General features: G+C 45.1%; 21 protein-coding genes and 5 pseudogenes. 16 read left to right on the plus strand and 10 right to left on the minus strand.

The features are described 5' to 3' along the window. Positions 1 to 67: 67 nt before the first annotated feature. The 6 genes and pseudogenes from JCM11217_RS15535 (at position 68) to JCM11217_RS15555 (ending at position 3,476) form a co-directional block, all read left to right on the plus strand. Entirely contained in the window at positions 68 to 376 is a 309-nt protein-coding gene (locus tag JCM11217_RS15535) for an acetyl-coenzyme A synthetase N-terminal domain-containing protein (protein ID WP_243678898.1), read from the plus strand. Beyond that, positions 346 to 1,537 (plus strand): annotated as a pseudogene (locus tag JCM11217_RS15540) (acyl-CoA synthetase); the annotation flags it as partial. The gene JCM11217_RS15535 and the pseudogene JCM11217_RS15540, both read left to right, overlap by 31 nt. Positions 1,538 to 1,621: 84 nt before the next feature. Further along, positions 1,622 to 1,813 carry a hypothetical protein gene (locus JCM11217_RS15545; protein ID WP_243678961.1) on the plus strand — a complete coding sequence of 64 codons (192 nt, stop codon included), beginning with the start codon at positions 1,622 to 1,624 and terminating at the stop codon, positions 1,811 to 1,813. 5 nt (positions 1,814 to 1,818) lie between these two features. Then, positions 1,819 to 1,980, plus strand: a complete 162-nt coding sequence (locus JCM11217_RS15550) for a hypothetical protein (RefSeq protein ID WP_243678900.1) — start codon at positions 1,819 to 1,821, stop codon at positions 1,978 to 1,980. A gap of 8 nt (positions 1,981 to 1,988) precedes the next feature. Beyond that, positions 1,989 to 3,158, plus strand: a pseudogene (locus tag JCM11217_RS08545) (acyl--CoA ligase); the annotation flags it as partial. 102 nt (positions 3,159 to 3,260) lie between these two features. Continuing rightward, a complete protein-coding gene (locus JCM11217_RS15555; RefSeq protein ID WP_243678962.1) occupies positions 3,261 to 3,476 on the plus strand; it encodes a hypothetical protein in 216 nt (71 codons plus the stop codon). Positions 3,477 to 3,510: 34 nt separating this feature from the next. Here the strand turns inward: JCM11217_RS15555 and JCM11217_RS15560 are convergent, their stop codons facing one another. From JCM11217_RS15560 to JCM11217_RS15570, 3 genes are read right to left on the minus strand one after another with little or no spacing between them, the layout of a single operon-like run. Beyond that, positions 3,511 to 4,386 (minus strand): substrate-binding domain-containing protein, encoded by an 876-nt coding sequence (locus JCM11217_RS15560; RefSeq protein WP_243678902.1) that lies wholly within the window; start codon positions 4,384 to 4,386, stop codon positions 3,511 to 3,513. A gap of 20 nt (positions 4,387 to 4,406) precedes the next feature. After that, positions 4,407 to 4,583: a hypothetical protein gene (locus tag JCM11217_RS15565; RefSeq protein WP_243678904.1), complete on the minus strand. Its 177-nt coding sequence runs from the start codon at positions 4,581 to 4,583 to the stop codon at positions 4,407 to 4,409. Next, positions 4,544 to 5,506, minus strand: coding sequence for a molybdopterin-binding protein (locus JCM11217_RS15570; RefSeq protein ID WP_243678906.1), 963 nt, complete (start codon positions 5,504 to 5,506; stop codon positions 4,544 to 4,546). Before JCM11217_RS15570 ends, JCM11217_RS15565 begins: the two co-directional genes overlap by 40 nt. Before the next feature lie 119 nt (positions 5,507 to 5,625). Between JCM11217_RS15570 and JCM11217_RS08555 the strand changes: the two genes are divergently transcribed. Then, the gene (locus JCM11217_RS08555; protein ID WP_054842717.1) at positions 5,626 to 6,114 is read left to right on the plus strand and encodes a vitamin K epoxide reductase family protein; all 489 of its coding nucleotides are present in this window, start codon (positions 5,626 to 5,628) and stop codon (positions 6,112 to 6,114) included. On the opposite strand, the gene JCM11217_RS15575 is transcribed toward JCM11217_RS08555, so the two are convergent. Further along, the gene (locus tag JCM11217_RS15575) at positions 6,108 to 6,308 is read right to left on the minus strand and encodes a hypothetical protein (RefSeq protein ID WP_243678908.1); all 201 of its coding nucleotides are present in this window, start codon (positions 6,306 to 6,308) and stop codon (positions 6,108 to 6,110) included. The two genes, JCM11217_RS08555 and JCM11217_RS15575, sit on opposite strands and share 7 nt — an antisense overlap. After that, the gene (locus tag JCM11217_RS08560; protein WP_243678910.1) at positions 6,308 to 6,784 is read right to left on the minus strand and encodes an HAD hydrolase-like protein; all 477 of its coding nucleotides are present in this window, start codon (positions 6,782 to 6,784) and stop codon (positions 6,308 to 6,310) included. The genes JCM11217_RS15575 and JCM11217_RS08560 overlap by 1 nt, the downstream gene beginning before the upstream one ends. 120 nt (positions 6,785 to 6,904) lie before the next feature. Between JCM11217_RS08560 and JCM11217_RS08565 the strand changes: the two genes are divergently transcribed. The 3 genes from JCM11217_RS08565 to JCM11217_RS08575 all read left to right on the plus strand — a co-directional run bounded on the left by JCM11217_RS08565 (position 6,905) and on the right by JCM11217_RS08575 (position 9,170). Continuing rightward, a complete protein-coding gene (locus JCM11217_RS08565; protein ID WP_243678911.1) occupies positions 6,905 to 8,122 on the plus strand; it encodes a hypothetical protein in 1,218 nt (405 codons plus the stop codon). 353 nt (positions 8,123 to 8,475) lie between these two features. Continuing rightward, positions 8,476 to 8,865 carry a hypothetical protein gene (locus JCM11217_RS08570; protein WP_054842673.1) on the plus strand — a complete coding sequence of 130 codons (390 nt, stop codon included), beginning with the start codon at positions 8,476 to 8,478 and terminating at the stop codon, positions 8,863 to 8,865. After that, a complete protein-coding gene (locus JCM11217_RS08575) occupies positions 8,850 to 9,170 on the plus strand; it encodes a winged helix-turn-helix transcriptional regulator (RefSeq protein ID WP_054842674.1) in 321 nt (106 codons plus the stop codon). The genes JCM11217_RS08570 and JCM11217_RS08575 overlap by 16 nt, the downstream gene beginning before the upstream one ends. Here the strand turns inward: JCM11217_RS08575 and JCM11217_RS08580 are convergent. Then, positions 9,167 to 9,874 carry a GTP cyclohydrolase IIa gene (locus tag JCM11217_RS08580; RefSeq protein ID WP_054842675.1) on the minus strand — a complete coding sequence of 236 codons (708 nt, stop codon included), beginning with the start codon at positions 9,872 to 9,874 and terminating at the stop codon, positions 9,167 to 9,169. The two genes, JCM11217_RS08575 and JCM11217_RS08580, sit on opposite strands and share 4 nt — an antisense overlap. Positions 9,875 to 9,972: 98 nt before the next feature. Between JCM11217_RS08580 and JCM11217_RS15580 the strand changes: the two genes are divergently transcribed. From JCM11217_RS15580 to JCM11217_RS08600, 5 genes and pseudogenes are all read left to right on the plus strand, one after another. Beyond that, a complete protein-coding gene (locus tag JCM11217_RS15580) occupies positions 9,973 to 10,359 on the plus strand; it encodes a hypothetical protein (protein ID WP_243678913.1) in 387 nt (128 codons plus the stop codon). Then, positions 10,356 to 10,742, plus strand: a complete 387-nt coding sequence (locus JCM11217_RS15585) for an HAD hydrolase-like protein (protein WP_243678914.1) — start codon at positions 10,356 to 10,358, stop codon at positions 10,740 to 10,742. Before JCM11217_RS15580 ends, JCM11217_RS15585 begins: the two co-directional genes overlap by 4 nt. A gap of 67 nt (positions 10,743 to 10,809) precedes the next feature. Continuing rightward, positions 10,810 to 11,483, plus strand: a pseudogene (locus tag JCM11217_RS08590) (YkgJ family cysteine cluster protein). Between the two features lie 66 nt (positions 11,484 to 11,549). Continuing rightward, on the plus strand, positions 11,550 to 12,554 hold the full coding sequence (locus tag JCM11217_RS08595; RefSeq protein WP_054842676.1) for an ATP-binding cassette domain-containing protein: 1,005 nt from the start codon (positions 11,550 to 11,552) through the stop codon (positions 12,552 to 12,554). Beyond that, on the plus strand, positions 12,554 to 13,429 hold the full coding sequence (locus JCM11217_RS08600; RefSeq protein WP_054842718.1) for an ABC transporter permease: 876 nt from the start codon (positions 12,554 to 12,556) through the stop codon (positions 13,427 to 13,429). The genes JCM11217_RS08595 and JCM11217_RS08600 overlap by 1 nt, the downstream gene beginning before the upstream one ends. 31 nt (positions 13,430 to 13,460) lie before the next feature. On the opposite strand, the gene JCM11217_RS08605 is transcribed toward JCM11217_RS08600, so the two are convergent. Beyond that, complete coding sequence (locus JCM11217_RS08605) at positions 13,461 to 13,928, minus strand: YbhB/YbcL family Raf kinase inhibitor-like protein (protein ID WP_054842677.1); 468 nt, start codon at positions 13,926 to 13,928, stop codon at positions 13,461 to 13,463. 110 nt (positions 13,929 to 14,038) lie between these two features. Here JCM11217_RS08605 and ilvD point away from each other — a divergent pair. Beyond that, positions 14,039 to 15,729 (plus strand): annotated as a pseudogene (gene ilvD, locus JCM11217_RS08610) (dihydroxy-acid dehydratase). On the opposite strand, the gene JCM11217_RS08615 reads toward ilvD, so the two are convergent. From JCM11217_RS08615 to JCM11217_RS08625, 3 genes and pseudogenes are all read right to left on the minus strand, one after another. Further along, positions 15,726 to 16,172: an RNA-binding domain-containing protein gene (locus JCM11217_RS08615; RefSeq protein ID WP_054842678.1), complete on the minus strand. Its 447-nt coding sequence runs from the start codon at positions 16,170 to 16,172 to the stop codon at positions 15,726 to 15,728. The pseudogene ilvD and the gene JCM11217_RS08615 sit on opposite strands and share 4 nt — an antisense overlap. 24 nt (positions 16,173 to 16,196) lie before the next feature. Then, positions 16,197 to 16,768: pseudogene (locus JCM11217_RS08620) on the minus strand (GTP cyclohydrolase I). A 95-nt stretch (positions 16,769 to 16,863) separates the two neighbouring features. Then, entirely contained in the window at positions 16,864 to 18,642 is a 1,779-nt protein-coding gene (locus JCM11217_RS08625; RefSeq protein WP_054842679.1) for a hypothetical protein, read from the minus strand. Between the last annotated feature and the right edge of the window lie 3 nt (positions 18,643 to 18,645).

Consider the following 18,645-nt stretch of genomic DNA (forward strand, 5'->3'; position numbering starts at 1 on the left):
TTTAATAAAACTTTATACATTAATTTCATAAGGTAATATTTAAAAAGAGTTCATAAATAGAATATTTATGGCACTAAATCAAAAGTTCTATTCCCTAGATAAGATAAGGCGAATGGCTATTGAGGCCGCCGAGAATCCAGCTAAATTCTGGGCTGATAAGGCTGATTACCTTACGTGGTTTGAAAGACCAAAGTCCATATTTGAGGGCAGAGCACCAGATGTTTATTGGTTTAGGGGGGGTGGTTACCTAAACATTAGTTATAACGCTATTGATAGGCACATACCGCTAAGGCCAATAAGGTCGCGTTTTATTACGAGAATGAGAGGGGGGGCGATAGTAAGGTCATTAGTTATTGGGACCTTTACAGGGAGGTGAATAGGGCCGCGTACGTACTTAAGGAGCTTGGTGTTAAGAAGGGGGATGCGGTATCGATGATGATGCCCAACACGCCAGAGGCTGTTTACTTCGGCCTTGCCGTGCATAGGCTCGGCGCCACATTGGTAATTCACTACGCTGGTTTAAGTGAGGAGACCCTTGCATATAGGCTTCAGGACTGCGGATCAAAGGTGTTCATAGTCGCATCAAAGGGATTTAGGGCTGGTGACGAGGTTAGGATGAAGGACCTTGTGGACAGGACACTCGAGAAATACCAAACACCCGTTGAGAAGGTGCTGGTTGTATCCAGGGGGGGCTTCTCCGACTTTAATGTTAAGCAAGGTAGAGACATCGTCTATGAGGATGTCGCCCCAAAGGGCAAGGTCTACGTCGAGCCAGTCCCTGTGGAGGCTAATGAGCCGGCCACCATATACTACACGTCAGGCACGACGGGTAGGCCCAAGGGACTGTGGCAGAGTAATGGTGGTTATCCAATAGGCCTTAATTGGACATTTAGGGCACTATTTAATCCACAGGACACTGATGTTTGGTGGACAATAAGCGAGTTGGGGGGGTGGCCTGTGTGGCCCATGGCTAATTTATACACAATACCCGTGATGGGGGGGTTGACCGGTCTTCTATTTGAGGGATTCGTGGGTTATAAGAGGGACTTATTTGCCAGGATCGTTGAGAAGTACCGCGTCTCTTTGATCTGGAGTAGTACGACCACGTTATACACGATTAGGAGCATTGGTGAGGATGCGCTTAAGGGAGACTTATCAAGCCTGAGAATAATACTCAATACAGGCGAGACGCTTAACCCAGGTATTGCTGAGTGGTATATACAGCAATTACCGAATACCATGATTGCCGATGCTTATTGGATGACGGAGCACCTAATACCGATTGCAGCGACGCCATACGGCCTCGGCGAGATACCATTTAAGCCTGGCTCTGCCGGTATTCAATTCCCAGGTAGTAAGTGGCTCGTGGTCGATGATGACGGTAACCCACTGCCACCGGGGGGGCAGAGGGGGGGTTACATAGTCATTGCCATTCCAAACCCGGCAATGGCTAAGATGTGGAACGACCCCCAATCACGAGAGATTAGTGAAGACGTACTGGAGTAGGTTCCCAGGGTATTTCTACACAGGTGATTATGGCTTCTACGACTCGGATGGATACCTATACGTGCTAGGTAGAGCCGATGATATATTGACTATTGCAGGCGAGAGACTCGGTACAATGGACATAGAGGGTATCCTCGCGAGACATAAGGCGGTTGCTGAGGCTGCCGTTGTTGGCGCACCGGCGCCTGGCGGTGGCGAAAAAGTGCTGGCCTTTGTCGTACTTAAACCAGGGGAGGCGCCGTCGGAGGCATTAATCAATGATATTAAGGAGTTTGCAAGGGCGTCGGGTACTAGGTTGATGATGTAATAATCGTGAGGAGACTACCAAAGACTAAGTCGGGTAAGATAATGAGAAGGTTGCTAAGGGCCTTGGTAAAGAATGAGCCGTATGGAGACATATCAACATTAGATGATGTCAAGACACTGGATGATATAAAGGCGGCCTTAATTGAGCGTGGTTACATAAAGCCGTGATCACCATGATGAACTATCAGTATCAAAATCCAATTGAGACATTACTTGATTATTTGAGGAATCGACCAAACGATGTTTTCCTGGTAGATGAAAGTGGTGCGTCGCTTACGTACAACGAACTTTACAACAAGGCCTCCAAACTCGCAGGCTCATTAAGTAGGTTTGACGTTAGCCGTGGAGATAGGGTGGCCATAATCATGAGCAATAGCATGGAGGCCGTCATTTCATTATTTGCAACGTGGATTCTTGGCGCATCGGCAGTCCTCATAGACCCGTTAACCATATCTGAGGACCTTGATTACCAACTAAGTGATTCGGCTCCTAAGGTCGTCATTGCCGATAAATCGGTCATTGAGAGAGAGATCGCAGTTTTATCCAAGTATAGGGTCGTTGGTGTTGGTGTTTCTGGGCAGGGTATATTAAGCTTTCAGGAATTACTGAGTAATGTTCCCTCAACGGATTTTAAGCCAGTCGAAGTTAGGAGTGATGATGTTGGATTAATCTATTACTATGCGGGTATTGCTGGGAGGACAATGCAGGTTTGGCATACGTACTTTAGCCTATATTCAGGGCCTTATGCGTTTGGTGAGGCGATAGGACTAAATCCCAAAGACTCCGTGCTTGTGGTTGCCCAGCTATCCCACATACTCGGTCTTACTGAGCTCATGTCGGCCTTCGTGAGGGGGGGGCCAAGGCCGTTATCGCCAGGCACTTTGACGCCAAGGATACGCCTGAGTTAATACGTAGGTATGGAATAACGGTGTTTGCAGGCGTGCCTTTAATGTTTGACCAGATACTAAATAATAAGGACTTAAGCCCCCAATGCATTATCATCATTAAGGCTGGCCCTCTCGGCAGCCGCGCCATTACCGCCAGCGACCCAGTTAGGGTTTTACCAGAGGTTTGGTGTGCCGCTTGTGCAGTTCTACGGCTTAACTGAGGCGTACGTACTTACAGTACAGCCGATCAAGTATAAGGATGTGACTGGCACGGTTGGCTCGGCAATACCAGGTGCCGAGTTAAAGATTGTTGATCCAAACGATCCATCTAAGGAATTGGGCGTGGGCAGTGTTGGTGAGTTAGCGGCAAAGGCTCCCTGGGTTATGAAGGGTTATTCGGACCCGGATGACACGAGGAGGGCCTTTCATAATGGTTGGTTATTGACTGGAGATTTAATGGTTATGGATGATAAGGGCTTACTTTACTTCAGGGGTGTTAAGAAGAGGATGATTAAGTACAAGGGTTACCCAATATTCCCGCGCGACCTGGAAATAATATTAATGAAGCACCCAGCCGTTAAGGAGACCTACGTAACCGGCGAGCAAGCCGAGGACCCAAGCATTGGTCAATTACCCGTGGCCTACGTAGTACTGCATGATGAATATAGGGGGGGTAAGGTGTCTGACAAGGAATTGATTGATTTCGTAAATTCCAGGGTAGCATTTTACAAGAAACTTAGGAAGGTTTACTTCGTAGATAGGCTACCCATTAAGTAATCATTATGGCATTAAATTAAAATTAAATTGAAAATTATTGTCCTCTCCAAATAACTTCACCAATGTCATTAGGAACTTTATAACCAGGTAATTTACTGAGGGCGTCCCTAAACTCACTGCTTCTTAACATGCTGAGGAATGCCTTAACGCTATCCTTCTCAAGCCTATCAATGGGTATTGCGAAGTCATAACTCTCCCAACCAAGTGGTATGAAGTCAAGACCATACATGGCCGCTGCCGCCCTAATGCCAACACCGGCATCAGCCTTACCCTGGGCCACAGCCGCCGCGACTGCAGTGTGCGTCTTAACCTCATAGTAATAACCATTCACCTTTCTCACTAATTCCTCGAACTTAACACCCATCTTAACCGCGATCTCCTTCAACTTCAGATCTAGTAGAAATCTTGTACCCGCGCCCTTATTCCTATTAACAATCCTCACATCACCTCTTAGCAGGTCCTCAATACCCCCCCTTATGTTCTTGGGATTACCCCCCCTGGGCACTATCAATCCCTGTTCCCTGAGATAACCCCCCCTAATTAGAACGGCATTATTAACGCTGTACTTAACCATGTATGGCACATTGTATTGACCAGTTTCCTCATCAACGAGGTGCAGACCAGCCACATCAGCCTCACCGCGCTTGACTGCGTAGAGTCCACCCATCGAACCGACATTGATTACCCTAGCCCTAACAAAGCCCGGCAGCATTGGTATTAACACGTCAAGTCCAAGGTCATGACTACCAATTATGTATAGGTTAGCCGGCATATACTGATGAGTGAATAGGGTCACCTCCACATCATCGCCACTGTCCAGGTACTCCACGGTTTCGGGGATGGCTATGTAACCGTCGGCGAAGGCCAACGTACTTATGGCGCCTGACTCGGCAGGTAATGGGTAGGCCACTATCCCATGACCCGTATCAACTAAGCTAACTGGATAAAGAGCCCTCCTACCCTTCGCGCCATCGGCCTAATAGCCAGCTTGGCCCTAATCTTAACCTCATCAACGCCCGTGCACAGCATCCTAGCCAGTATCGGCTTAACTATTATGTTGAATATCATCAATGCTGAACTTGGGTATCCAGGTAGTCCAATAACCAACTTATTATCCCGTGACACGCAACTACGGTAGGTTTACCAGGCTTTACCTTGAGGCCATGGATTATTATGCCTGGAGGCCCTATCTCATCGAGTACCCTATACGTTAGGTCCGCAAGACCTGCGGAGGTTCCTCCTGACAGAAGCACTAGGTCGCTTATGCTCAGAGCCCTATTCACCGCATCCCTCATTTCATTAATGTTATCCCTAACAATACCCATAATCATTGGTTCGGCGCCCATCGATCTAACGGCGTGGGCTATCGTGTACGTATTTATATCATAAATCTTACCGCGACCCAACTCCTTACCTGGGCTAACTAATTCATTACCTGTGGATATTATCGCAACCTTAGGTCTCTTAAACACTTCAACCCTGTCAATACCAACAGCCGCAAGCAGGCCAACCTCCCTCTCCCTAATTACGGTGCATCTCCTAAGTATTAACTCGCCCATCATTACGTCGGAGCCTGCGGACATCACATTCTCACCAGGCGTTACTGAGCGGTATATCATTAATTCATCACCACTACGTTTCGTATACTCAACCATAACCACTGCATTGGCGCCAGGTGGCATTGGGGCGCCGGTCGCTATTTCAACTGCCTCGCCAGGGTTAACCTGAGGTAGTTCCTCAGCCCCCCCTGTCTCAACATTACCAATGACTTTTAACCTAGTTGGGTTAAGTTCATCGGCTCCAAATGTATCCTCAGCCCTAACCGCGAATCCATCCATTGTGGCCCTATCGAATGGTGGTACATCAATACGCGAATACACGTCCTTCGCCAAGACCCTCCCATAACTCTCCTCAATACTTACAACCTCAGTTCCCAGAGGTTCAATCCTAACCGTGTTGAATACCTTGCTTAATGCCTCCTCAGGTGTTAATAATTCATGAAATATTACCCTCTTACCTGCCTCAGACATCGTGCGTAATAAGATGTGGTGCTTTAATAAATTAATTAGCTCGTTAAAGTTAATTAATAATGCAGTAATTACACTGTGAGATTAGTATTTAAGTTCGGGGGGGCTTTATCTACGCAGTGATGAAGAGACTAACAAGTACGTGGTTAGTACTCATGCTTACATTCTCGGTAATAGGCCTATTTACATCATCTATTGTGATATACACGTATTACTATCTACGTGAATTACCGCCATTATGCACGTCATTTAAATCTCCATTCCCGGGAATAACCATTGACTGCGAAAGGGTGCTCTCAAGTAGGTACTCAGACATAGGCGGTGTTCCGCTGGACTTGTTAGCGGCTGTCTGGTTTATAGTGAATATAATCCTCGTACTAACATACGACTTAGGCCCAGGGAATCTGGCCAAGCTCGCACTGGATTCACTGTTTTATTGGAGATTTATTGGTATAGTGGTGGTTCCATACTTAATCTTCGTTGAGACCTACCTACTCCATGCACTGTGCATATACTGCACAATAATGCATGCAATGATAATAATAGACTTCATAGTGATAACGGTATTCTTCATCAAAGCAGGAAAAACGCCTAACGCATCTGTTCATTGATTAAGTATGGTGTTTATTACCGTTAATAAATCCCTAATGCTCCTGAAGGAGTAGGTCGGCCTAATGCCTGATAAATCAATACCCCACACATCCAATACATAACCCAACCTTCTCTCCCAATCACCGATGAATATCGTCATCAATCCAAACCTGGCTGGATAATAAACATCAAAGAGTGGGTTATCGCCAATCATTACCTGGCTCCATCGAAGAATTCACGGCAATTCTTAGGGCAACCAACTATGTCGGGTGTCCTAATACCATCAATGAACTTAGAAAAGCCAAGCTCATTAATAACCACGGATTGATACTTATACAAACCATTGGTTGCAATGATTATTTCATGTCCCAACTCCTTAATTACCCTCAAAAGCTCAAGTGCGCCATCAAATGGTTTAAAGCCACGAACATACTTCATTAATATACTATTAACGTCAATGCTCATTGGCACACCAAACCTATGAGCAACCTCAGTGAATATGTAGTCCCAATCAAATGCCCTTATCGTGAATTCCCTTAATAACTCCTTATTCAGTTCCTTAGCAGCCCTGTAAACAACCCTCCAATCAGTGTTGACCTTACTAGCTATTGATGTACTTATTTCCTGAAACACTGGGTCCCATGCTTCGAGGGGTAGTAGCGTACCGTCTAAGTCAATTAGGATAAGCACAGGTCCTTGGTAATTACTGGCCTTTAAGAATCATATCCCTGGTTTCACTTTGTTTCATATTAATTGAACGTTATTTTTCAGGGAGATTCCTTATTAAATAATTAATTTATGGGTTTGGTGATGAGTATGAGAAACAGAAAAGTAATGGATATAGGGGTAATAGCGTTGGCTACGGCACTTGCACTAACGTTGGTACTAACCGTGGTCATGACAGCAAACCCATTACTTGCATCTCAAACAACAAACGCCACTAACTCAACAGTTAGTGTTAATGCTACGTCTATAAGTAATGTTACGACAACGATAAGCAACGTGACAATGACGAACGTAACTACATGCCCACCCGGCCTACTTACTGCGATCCAGGCTAACCTATACATTGATGATATGTGGTTAATGAGGGTTGGTGCGAACATGAGCGGGTTTAACACCACGTCATTAATCGCCATTAACGCCACAGGCCTTAATGAGACCGCCATAAATGGCACATTCACGGGATTCAACATAACCAGGTTCAACATGACGACATACAACATAACCGGCTTCAACCTAACACCTACAGTGCTGCAGAATATTACCAATTACTATATTAGTAAGGGTGAGTGCCTGCTGGCACTTCAGTTCCTCGTCCACCTTAGGCACTACTTAGTTCACGTCTATGTGCTTGAGAAGCACGCGGAAATTTGGAATAGAACACTAACCTATAGATTAATGCTGCTCAATGAGACATTAACGAGACTTGAACAGCAGGGGGGGCTACTGAACAGCACGCAAGCAAGCCAAATTTACAGCCTATTGAGCCAATTAAAGCAGGCCCTGGTCAGTGGTAACTACTCAGAGGCCATGGCACTACTCAGTGAGTACAAGTCGTTACTAAGCAATATAACTAGTCAGTACTATGAGGAGCAGAAGATTGGCTTCGCAAACAGGATTGATCATGAGCTTGAGCACTACGTAATGCAAATAATAAGGGGGGGATCAATAATGCTGAATGAAACATTGACGCAATTAGCCATGCTTGATCACGAGTTGGGCGCTTTGGTAAATATTACTGGATTAAACATAACAAGTGTCAAGGAGTTACATGAACTATTCAAGGAGCTTGAGATGATATACCCGTTAATACAGGGCAACGAAACAGCGCAGGCACAGCTACTGCAGATGCTTAAGCACGGTAAGGGATTCAGTGATTGGCTCAATATAACGCAGCAATTCGGCCAGGAGGTTAAGGGCTGGCAACTACATGGGCAGGGACATGGCAAGGGACAGCACGGCCAGGGTAAGGGCAGACAAGGAGGGCAGCAAAGCCAACATAGGCGGGGGGGGAGGACAGGGTAAGGGTGGTGGTTAATAAGTAGTTTTCTTAGGGGGGGTACATTATCATTAAATATTTTTTAATTCCATTTTCATGTGCCTCTTTCTTATTTTCATTCTATTTCTCTTTTCATTATTAAGTGAATTAATAAAGTTTTTAAGTCAATAAGCCTTAATTGAATTGATGATGCTAATAGCATTAATTACTGCGTTCATTTATTTATTGAGTAATGGCTCATTGGTGAGTATAAATGTAACTGTTGCGCAAAGCACTGCCTTACTTAATGTTACATTACCCATAAAGCCCCCCCTGGGGGCCAATAATTGTCCAGAACTCAAGCGGTTCAACAATACCTGCAATATTGATAGGGAATCACTTGGTAATACCCGTCTTTGGGAATGGCTCATTCACGATACAGTATGTGCCTTACGTAACGCAATCGCCGAGTGGTTACATGGTCATTAATGTATCATCACCATATACGATAAACCTCTTTGTTAGTAATAACGTACTCATAACGCAATTACCAATAAGCCTAATAACGAACTTTACCAGGGTAAGTAATAGAATAGTACTCCAACTCGCGCCAGGTAATTACTCAATAGGCTTCATACCAGAACTACCAACAGCAATAAGCAATACCACAACTAAGACCACGGTAACCACAACCACCGTGAGTAATGTTAGTGCGGTTACTACGGTTACGAACTCAACGTCAAAAGCCACAAAACCCTCACCTGGTTTAGGCCGATGCTCTATTACATAGTCATCGTGATTATCGTTGCTGTGGCGGCATTATTTGCTTACTTATTCGTAATTAGGCATAGGGGGGGTCCTGAGGTGAACCCTGTAATTGTTGAGGGATTAAACCCAACAGATAAGGAGGTTCTTAAGGCGTTGATGGATATGGGTGGTGAGGCTTACCAGGCTGATCTTCAGAGGAAGTTGAACATGCCAAAGGCAACGCTTTGGAGAGCCATTAGGAGACTGGAGAGTGCAGGTTATATCCAAGTCATTAAGGAGGGTAGGGTTAATAGGATTAGGCTCATTAAGAAGCCAAAACTCGATTAATCCTCCCTGAGCATCATCACTCCATGGCCATTCCTAGATCTAAGAATGTCCAACGCCTCAGTCGCAAGCTTCATTGCGACCCTACCACTATGTGCAATGCCAACACCTATCCTCGCATTTATTAGGTTAGCCAGTGGTTTAAGGCTATCATCATTAATGGTTGGCTGTACTATTGATACTATGTTATCACCACCCAGGTAAAGCGTTATGCCACCATAGGGCGCCAGGTAAAGCCTAACCTGGTTAACCACACCCCAAACATGCTCATATAATTGGTAGCTCGATGTCCACTCCGTACTGGTTGTCGAGTCAATGAGGTCTATGTGCGCAATGGCTACATAACCATCATCCCTCCCACCCATCAATGACTCACCCGAGGCAGCCTTCATCGCAAGCTTGAAGGCCTCCCTCTCGGCGACCCTGGGATTCATATCTGCATACGTACCGCTCGACAATGGCACTGGGCTATACTCACTGAGTTCCTTAATTATCTTTGTCAATTCATTATTGCCTAAACCATTTGTTATTGCGAGCATGTAATCATACCTAAGTGGGTGGGCCCAGGCGTTGAGTCTGGAGAATGCATTGACTAATTCTTTATGTAATTGTGCCTGGACGCGTTGAATTATGTGTTCTCTATCGGGACCGAGGGTCTCTGTCCATTCTCTATACCCAATTAACCTAATTATTGTTACCTGAACCAAAGGTTTAACACCGAGACCGAGCTTAAACCTTTAGTTTAAAAACATAACCCTTCAAATGAGTGAGAATACTTAAAATAATGTGATTGAATAGTGAATTAATGAGCTTAAGAGTCATAACATTCGATGTATACAACACGCTGATAAACTACGGTAAGGAATTAATTGAGGAGATAGCCATGAACATAACCAAGTACCTCAAGTCACTGGATATTGAGGTGCATTTTGATCATGTTTATGAGATTTACATGGGACTTGATAGGGAGATTAGGCTTAGGAGGGTTGTTGAGATGGCGTATGTACCGCCAATGGATAATGTTAGGACATTCCTGGAGAGGTTGACCCGTAAATACGGGATTGAACTCAACGAAAGGATGGTCATGGACGTAGCAAACATAATAGCAAACACACTACTCGAGTCAGGTAATGTGAAGCCCAGTGAGGATGCGCAGTACGTGCTTATGGAGATGAAGAGCGATGGTTTATGATCGGTGTTGTATCTAACGTAATATTTTGGAGCAGTACAGTGTCCAGGAAACTCCTCGATAAGTTCGGCCTGAGCAGGTTCATCGATGTGCAGGTATATGCTGATGAGGTTGGTAGAGCTAAGCCACACCCGGCGATTTTTGAGCGAGCATACTCATTATTAACGCATGGTGCTGAGCCGGATGTCGCAATACACGTTGGTGATGGGTTCAAGGAGGATTTACTTGGTGCAATGCTTGATGATGTAATAGGCGTGTACATAGATAGGACAGGCGTATTAATCAGTGGTGGTAGTCCCGCCGAGTTGATTAGGTGTAGAGCCTATGCTGTTAGGAAGCTGAAGGAAGTTTTACTAGTGCCTCACCTTGTTTCGGGCTGTTCATGAGTCCATGAAGAAAATAATTTAATTAGTAAAATCAGGGTGAGAAGACGTGGTAGTACCATTTAAGTGCATGCCGAATTGCGGCTATTGCTGCACAATATCCCCAGTAACGGTATTCCCGCACGAAGTAATAATACTGAGTAAATTAGCCGAGGAACTGGATGTAAAGGACTTAACATTTAAGCCTGGCTATGTAATAACGGATATTAAGAATGGCGTTAGGATAGCCCTATCATACCTAATGCAACTAAATAGTGATGGTGTATGCCCATTCTTAAACACTGACGATAAAACCTGCAAGGTCCACTCACTGTACAAACCGCTCACCTGCAGATCCTTCCCATACCTACCCAGGGTAATTAGGTATGTGATAGACCCAGAGCTAAAGCTGGTGGACTTCACGGTAGAGTTCGTAGTATCCACACTATGTCCAGTCGTTAGGAATAACTATACACAGGATGACCTAGAGGCTATGATAAGTAATGTCAGGATTGCGGTTAAGGTAATGCCTAAGGAAGTGGCAGCGGCGGAGGAGGCCATAAGGGTCAGGAAGTTATATGCAGATGCATTAACGGCGCTATGGAGGGCGGGATACGTCGAATTGAGGGGGGGAGTGAGGGGGGGAATAATACGAACTGGCCCATAGTTAATGCATTCGAATACATCAGGCAATTCATACCCCACATAACCCTCGACAAATTTGTACCGAATATATCCCAGGTGATAAGGAGATTAGATTTGTAATCGGTTATTCGATATCGGTTTAGAGAAAGATTTATATTTAAGGTGCAATCCGCCTACTTGACCATTATGGAAGTAGCCATTAAGGCAATAAACTTAACGAAACGTTATGGAAACTTCACCGCGGTTGATCACGTAAATTTCGAGGTATATTATGGAGAAATCTTTGGATTCCTTGGACCAAATGGTGCAGGTAAAACAACAACAATAAAGATGCTAACCACAGTAACTAGACCAACCGAGGGAACGGCAATAGTTAATGGCTATGACGTGATCAAGCAGCCAGCTAAGGTTAGGGAAAGTATAGGTGTTGTACCTCAGGAGTATACTGCCGATGAGGATCTGACTGGTTGGGAGAATTTAATGCTTATTGCTGCGCTGTATGGTATTCCTAAGAGGGAGGCTAAGGAGAGGGCTGCTGAGCTGCTTGATTTGGTGGAACTTTCTTATGCAGCTGATAGGAAGGTTGAGACGTACTCTGGTGGTATGAGGAGGAGGTTGGAGATTGCCATGGGCCTTATTAATAGACCTGCCATATTGTTCCTAGACGAGCCTACGCTGGGTCTTGATGCTCAGACGAGGGCTGCAATTTGGGACTATGTGTATAGGCTTAGGAAGCAGTACGGCATGACTATATTCATGACCACGCATTACCTGGAGGAGGCTGACAGGTATGCCGAGAGAATTGCAATTATTGACCACGGCAAGATACTCGCTATTGGCACGCCGAAGGAGCTTAAGGAGAAGGTTGGTGGTGATGTGATAACCATTGAGGTTAATGGGGGGGATGTTAATATCGCCAGGAAGGTTATTGAGGGTATTGACGGCGTTAGTGGGGGGGTTACTGTTAATGGCAACACGATAATCTTTAAGGTTAGAAATGGCAATACGGCGGCTCCAATAATACTTGAGGCTCTTAATAAGCTTAGTATTAGGGCTACGAGCATAACCATTAAGGAGCCTACGATGGATGAGGTATTCCTGGAATTCACGGGTAGGAGACTTAGGGATGAGGAGGGTAGTTCGGAGGAGTTTATGAGGTTTAGGAGGACTGTGGCTAGGGCCAGGAGGTGATGGGCATGGCCACGAGACTACACCCACTACATGGGCTTTGGGCATTGACCAATAGGGAGTTGGCTAAGTGGTATAAGGTACCCGTCATATTAATAATATCGCTGATACAGCCAATTGTCTGGTTAGCATTTTTCGGAAAGTCCATGAACTTCGCGGCTATGTTCACGAGTGGACTAAACATACCTGGGCTGAACATACCTAAGCAGGTAATTGACGAAATAGCGTCCGAGGTACTTAAGGCCAACTTCGGGACCACGGATTACTTCTCATTCCTGGCGGTGGGCATGTTATCCTTCATAACACTATTCACATCATTACAGAGTGGCATGAGCATTGTATGGGATAGGAGACTTGGGGGGGTCCTAAGCAAGTTACTGACTACGCCAGTGCCTAGGGGCAATATTATAATGGCTAAGGTCCTTAACTCCATGATTAGATCCCTCGTTCAATCAACAATAGTATTAATAATAGCGATACTGCTCGGCATGAGACTAAACCCAAGCCTAAATCCACTGGACATACTAGGTGCCTACGCGGCGCTTGCTCTAATGTCCATGGGCTTCGCGTCGCTATTCGTGACGCTAGCCCTAAGGTCAACCTCCTGGGAATCACAAATGGCCATAATGAACCTACTAAACATGCCACTGATGTTCGCTAGTAACTCCTTCTACCCAGTTAAGTCGATGCCCTGGTGGCTCAAGCCCGTTGCCATTGTGAATCCATTAACGTACGTTAACGACATCAATAGGCAATTATTGCTTGGCATAACGGGGGGGCAGAGCCTACTGCTTGATTATGCATACCTAATAGCCTTTGCAGTAATATTCTCAGTAATAGGAATAGTGCTTTCCTGGAGGTATTTAAGCGAGGCGTAATTTTAAGCTAGTTTGTATAAGATTCATAACCTTACCTTGAGTACGTCCCCATGTACTCCGCCGTACCGATTATATTATTCTTTATAATCCTTAAAACCTCGTCCTTAGACGCCCTCTGCTTGATATTGGGTACGGTATTCAATGCGTATAACCTAAAGAAGTATCTGTGTGGACCGTGGCCCCTTGGTGGGCATGGACCGCCATAGCCAATCCTGCCAAAGTCGTTAACTCCCTGTATGCCGATTCCCTCGACGACTGGGGGGGTCTTCGGTACGTTCTCAGGTAGGTCAGTCCTATCGGGCGGTATATTGTATAAAACCCAATGCGTGAATACACCTATTGGTGCGTCTGGATCCTCCATGATTAAAACCAGGGACTTAGTACCTGGTGGAACGCCTGTCCATTGTAATGGTGGGCTTATGTCAACATCATCACACGTGTACTTCCTTGGGATTCTTTCACCGTATTTAAAGGCGGGGCTTGTTAATGCAAAGGACATACAAATTACTATTGATCTACAACCAAATTATTAAGTATTATGTTGATTCTCATTCTAACGTGTTAAGTAATGAATTAATTTAATAGGGGGGGCTAGTATATAGATTATTGATGGTTAGGATAAACCTACGAAGTCAGGAGAGGTATGGAGGTGTCTTAAACGCACCGCACAGGGCTTTTCTGAGGTCTATAGGTTTTTCGGATGAGGACATTGGTAAGCCATTGGTTGCTGTTGTTGCTGCGTGGAGTGAGGCTGGGCCGTGCAACATACATACGCTTCAATTGGCTGTCCACGTTAAGGAGGGTGTGCGTAGGGGGGGTGGTGGTTCGCCACTTACTGTGCCGACGATAGTCGTTAATGACAACATTGGGATGGGTACTGAGGGTATGAGGTATAGCCTGGTGAGTAGGGATGTCATTGCTGATACGATAGAGGCCCAGGTTAATGCGCATGCGTTTGATGGATTCGTTGGTATTGGTGGTTGTGATAAGACGACACCGGGAATCCTAATGGCTATGGCTAGGTTAAACATACCGGCTGTTTACCTATACGGTGGGACGGCGGAGCCTGGTTTTTACGGTAATCTTAAACTCACCATTGAGGATGTTCACGAGGCAATAGGTGCCTACCTCGCGGGTAAGATTACGGAGGATGAGCTTTATGAAATAGAAAAGAGGGCCCACCCAACCTATGGAACCTGCGCAGGCATGTTCACAGCAAACACCATGGCAGCTATAGCGGAGGCGTTAGGCATGGCCCTACCAGGGAGTGCCTCACCACCAGCCACATCAGCTAGAAGAGTTATGTATGCGGTTGAGAGCGGCGTTGCACTAATGAATGCCATGGAACTTGGTATTAAGCCTAGGGACGTCATGACGTATGAGGCCTTTGAGAATGCCATAACGGTATTAATGGCAATGGGCGGATCAACAAATGCCATACTACACTTACTAGCCATAGCGTATGAGGCTGGGGTTAAGTTAACGCTTGAGGACTTCGACAGGATATCTAGGAGGACTCCATACATAGCGAGCTTAAGACCTGGCGGTGATTACGTGATGGCTGACCTCGACGCCGTTGGTGGCGTCCCACTAGTCATGCTGAAGCTACTAAAGGCGGGTCTGCTCAATGGTAAGGTGCTTACAATAACGGGTAAGACAATGGAGGAGAATCTAAAGAATTACAAGTTCCCAAATGTGCCGCATGACCACATAGTTAGGGATGTGAGTAATCCAATAAAGCCTTGGGGCGGCATTAGAATACTCAAGGCTCATTGGCGCCTGAGGGTGCTGTGATTAAGGTCGCAGCCACGGAGTTAATGAAGTTTGAGGGTAAGGCGAGACCATTTAATAGTGAGGAAGAGGCGTTCCAGGCAATTAGAAGAGGCGAGATTAAGCCGGGTGATGTGGTTGTAATTAGGTATGAGGGTCCTAAGGGTGGTCCTGGAATGCCGGAGATGCTTAGGGTCACCGCCGCAATAGTCGGAGCCGGGTTAGGTAGGGATGTGGCATTGGTCACTGATGGTAGGTTTAGTGGTGCTACCCGCGGCTTTATGGTTGGTCATGTGGCCCCCGAGGCTGCCGTTGGAGGGCCGATAGCTGTTGTCGAAGATGGCGATAGGATATTAATTGACGTGGAGAATGGCCGACTTGACCTACTCGTTCCAGAGGAGGAGGTAAAGAGGAGGTTAAAGAATTGGCAACCGCCACCGCCCAGGTACACAAGGGGGGGTTTACTTGCTAAGTACGCATCACTAGTTACGTCAGCGTCGATGGGCGCTGTAACGCTGCCAAGGCTTTAATACTGTATTAATTGCTTAATTATGTTTTCAACACCCTCATTCTTAATTACCCAATGATTAAACCTTATTACTACCTTAATCACGTCATCACCGTCGTCAAGCCTCGCCACGCCATTATAGGCTAATTGCTTGTTAAATCTTAGGTATAACTTACCATCACTAAATCTACTATTGATAGTAACAAGGATTATTTCCCTGTCCAGTTGATCGATGGTCTTAAGTATGTATTGAGCAATCTGCAGTGCATCCTGCCCCCCCTTAAACTGCACCTTTATTGTACTTATATCATTGCCAAAGTGTCCCTGACCGCCACTCCTCATTATGCTGATGCCATCCCTATACTGTGGAGGCAATAGATTAAGCAATGCCCTTACAACCTTAAGCTCGCTCTCCGTTGCATGTACGTGCGTGCTAAGTTCAACATGCTCTATTGGGTTAATCACAGTGGTTACTGAAGTTTATTCCCCTTAATATTCCTTAGTCAGGACTATCCTAGGCACCCTACATTGAGTTGAGTTCCTTAATTCTCTCAGTTCCTCATTACTTAATCCATCAGACCAGGCCTCCGTAACCATGTACATGTCCTCATCCTTAACACCCCTAATCATAGCGCACATATGCAGTGCGCAAACCTTAACATAGACATACCTAGCATGCAACGCCTCCTTAAGCTCATTGGCTAGCCTTGCCGTAAACCTCTCCTGAAGCATGGGTCTAGCCGCAAGCCACTTAACATACCTAGCCACCTTGCTCAGACCAGGTACCTCGCTGTTGAGTGGCTCGTAAATCACGGTAACCGTGCCAATAATTGGCAATAGGTGGTGTTCACATAATGATACGAATTTAATGTCGTTAATTGAAATGCGACCAACATATTCATTACCCTCCATGGGAAAGAACTTAATCTTAGGCGGTGGTTCCCTTAAGCCACGAGTCAACTCAAGTAGGGCATTTAGGTACCTCCTAGCGTCTCTCTTAATCCAGGCCTGTCAGGATTATCGCCCAAAAACTCTATTATCTTACTTACGTAATTTTCCATCTCCGCTTCCTCATCATTGTGATTATTACGCACAGAACAAGACGGTTAGTACCTATATTTAAGTAAAGCACCCATTGCCATTAAAAATAAGTTCTCTAATGAAGCCTCCTAACCAATAACAACGCCAGTATTATCGATACGGCAACGCCAATAATTAGTGGATAATAAATGCCGTAATTGATGATCACGGTACCAATGGCCTTAGGACTCATTGATTCATTACCCTGAGCCGCGGTTTCGTTTATAAGCTGCATTAAATACTGAGTATTTATTATTGATGGCATGTTTATCACGAATGTCTCCTCTACGGTCACATCAATATTGACATCCGTATTATTAATGCTTAGATACGTAAGGTATTGCTTAGCTAAAGCCGTTAATACCGCCTTCTTAACCTCATCACTCATTATCGTACTCTCAATCTCGCTCTCGTACCCACTCACCTGGGTCATGTAAGACAATGCCCTCGTCTGATATAATGAGAGGTTTATGTAGGTGACTAGTAATTGATTTGTTAGGTTTAATAATTCGTTATGAAGTACGTAAAGACTCCTTGATATACTTATTATTAGTAACTCGCTCTCATTCGCCGCGGCAATTGCATAATTAAGACCCTCCGTGGCTTGATTAACCTGGTTCTGCGTCGTTGTGAGCTCACTTTGTATTGTGCCAAGGCTGTTATATACCTGGGAGAGGGTTGTTAATGAGTTCTCGATTTGATTTATCATAGTTATTGCATTATTTATTTCATTTATTAACGTGCTATTACTAGTCGAATTCTCTATTTGGAGTAAGTCCTGCTTTAACGTATTTAGGGAACTCAGGTACGTTTGCTCATTACTCACCACCGGACTAAGCGAGCTCCTTAATTGAGATACCACATTGGCTTCGGCACCAAGTACCTGACCACCAGCGGTGAGTGCTACCTTGAGCTCGATTAATTGAGCCTGGAGTAGGCTCTCAACCATTAATGTTGAGTTTATTATGTATGCCGATGCTCCGAGTACCTGAGCCGTCTCATTAAGTAGGTTTATTAATTGTAGGAATTGCGCCGTGTAATTACTCGCCGTCCCTGAAACGCCCGTTAAGGAACTTGAGAAGCTCCTTATCTGATTAAGGGTGTTGTTTAGGCTGTTAATGGCTTCATTCAGGGAGTTTATTGACTCATTTAAATCAATGCTTGCCTGAACGGTTATTGGGTTTATCCTAACGCTATGCCATGGACCCATATTCTCAACAACCATGCCCAGTGTTAATGAGGAGGAATTCTCCGTATTGAATATCCAATAATCAACCTCATAACCAAGTATGTTCTGCGTTAGCGTGGGTGTGACATTATACTCATAAAATAGGCCGGATTGCCTGGTTAGGGTTAGGGTGGTCATTATTGGGAATGGCAGTAAATTAGTGACATTCACTGAGATACTCACGTTGGTACCAACACCGCCATTAACCGTTGTTGAGTTGATGCTGGATCCATTAACGAGGATTTGGTAATCCATGGACGCTATTGGCAATAGCGTATAAACGGGCTTAAACCTAACATCAAGTGTCTCCTGGGAGTATGGCTGCAATGTGATGATCCAGGTCACGGCATTGCCACTGATTGATGCTGCTGATGGTGATACATATAATATGCTTGAGTATGGTAGTACGTTCATGGTAACGTTTAAAGAGATTGGGTATGGCTCATTATTGTAAAGCACCAATGAATACTCAATGTAATAATTCGTGGCTTGATTATTGGGGTTCAAATACGTGACGTAATTAACCGTAAAGTAGGCATTCAATGATTCATGGGCATATGCGGTGATTCCCATGAATAGCGTAATCACGATCATCATAACCATCAATAATGCATACTTAATACCCATTAA

Source organism: Vulcanisaeta distributa JCM 11217, assembly GCF_001316005.1.
GTDB classification, from domain to species: domain Archaea; phylum Thermoproteota; class Thermoprotei; order Thermoproteales; family Thermocladiaceae; genus Vulcanisaeta; species Vulcanisaeta distributa_B.

Bases quoted from the DNA above. Each gene is read 5' to 3' on its own strand.
- JCM11217_RS15535 (WP_243678898.1), top strand. From the start codon at position 68: ATGGCACTAAATCAAAAGTTCTATTCCCTAGATAAGATAAGGCGAATG.
- JCM11217_RS15545 (WP_243678961.1), top strand. From the start codon at position 1,622: ATGGACATAGAGGGTATCCTCGCGAGACATAAGGCGGTTGCTGAGGCT.
- JCM11217_RS15555 (WP_243678962.1), top strand. From the start codon at position 3,261: ATGAAGCACCCAGCCGTTAAGGAGACCTACGTAACCGGCGAGCAAGCC.
- JCM11217_RS15570 (WP_243678906.1), bottom strand. From the start codon at position 5,506: ATGTCTGAGGCAGGTAAGAGGGTAATATTTCATGAATTATTAACACCT.
- JCM11217_RS08555 (WP_054842717.1), top strand. From the start codon at position 5,626: ATGAAGAGACTAACAAGTACGTGGTTAGTACTCATGCTTACATTCTCG.
- JCM11217_RS15575 (WP_243678908.1), bottom strand. From the start codon at position 6,308: ATGATTGGCGATAACCCACTCTTTGATGTTTATTATCCAGCCAGGTTT.
- JCM11217_RS08565 (WP_243678911.1), top strand. From the start codon at position 6,905: ATGAGTATGAGAAACAGAAAAGTAATGGATATAGGGGTAATAGCGTTG.
- JCM11217_RS08575 (WP_054842674.1), top strand. From the start codon at position 8,850: ATGCTCTATTACATAGTCATCGTGATTATCGTTGCTGTGGCGGCATTA.
- JCM11217_RS15580 (WP_243678913.1), top strand. From the start codon at position 9,973: ATGAGCTTAAGAGTCATAACATTCGATGTATACAACACGCTGATAAAC.
- JCM11217_RS15585 (WP_243678914.1), top strand. From the start codon at position 10,356: ATGATCGGTGTTGTATCTAACGTAATATTTTGGAGCAGTACAGTGTCC.
- JCM11217_RS08595 (WP_054842676.1), top strand. From the start codon at position 11,550: ATGGAAGTAGCCATTAAGGCAATAAACTTAACGAAACGTTATGGAAAC.
- JCM11217_RS08600 (WP_054842718.1), top strand. From the start codon at position 12,554: ATGGGCATGGCCACGAGACTACACCCACTACATGGGCTTTGGGCATTG.
- JCM11217_RS08605 (WP_054842677.1), bottom strand. From the start codon at position 13,928: ATGTCCTTTGCATTAACAAGCCCCGCCTTTAAATACGGTGAAAGAATC.
- JCM11217_RS08625 (WP_054842679.1), bottom strand. From the start codon at position 18,642: ATGGGTATTAAGTATGCATTATTGATGGTTATGATGATCGTGATTACG.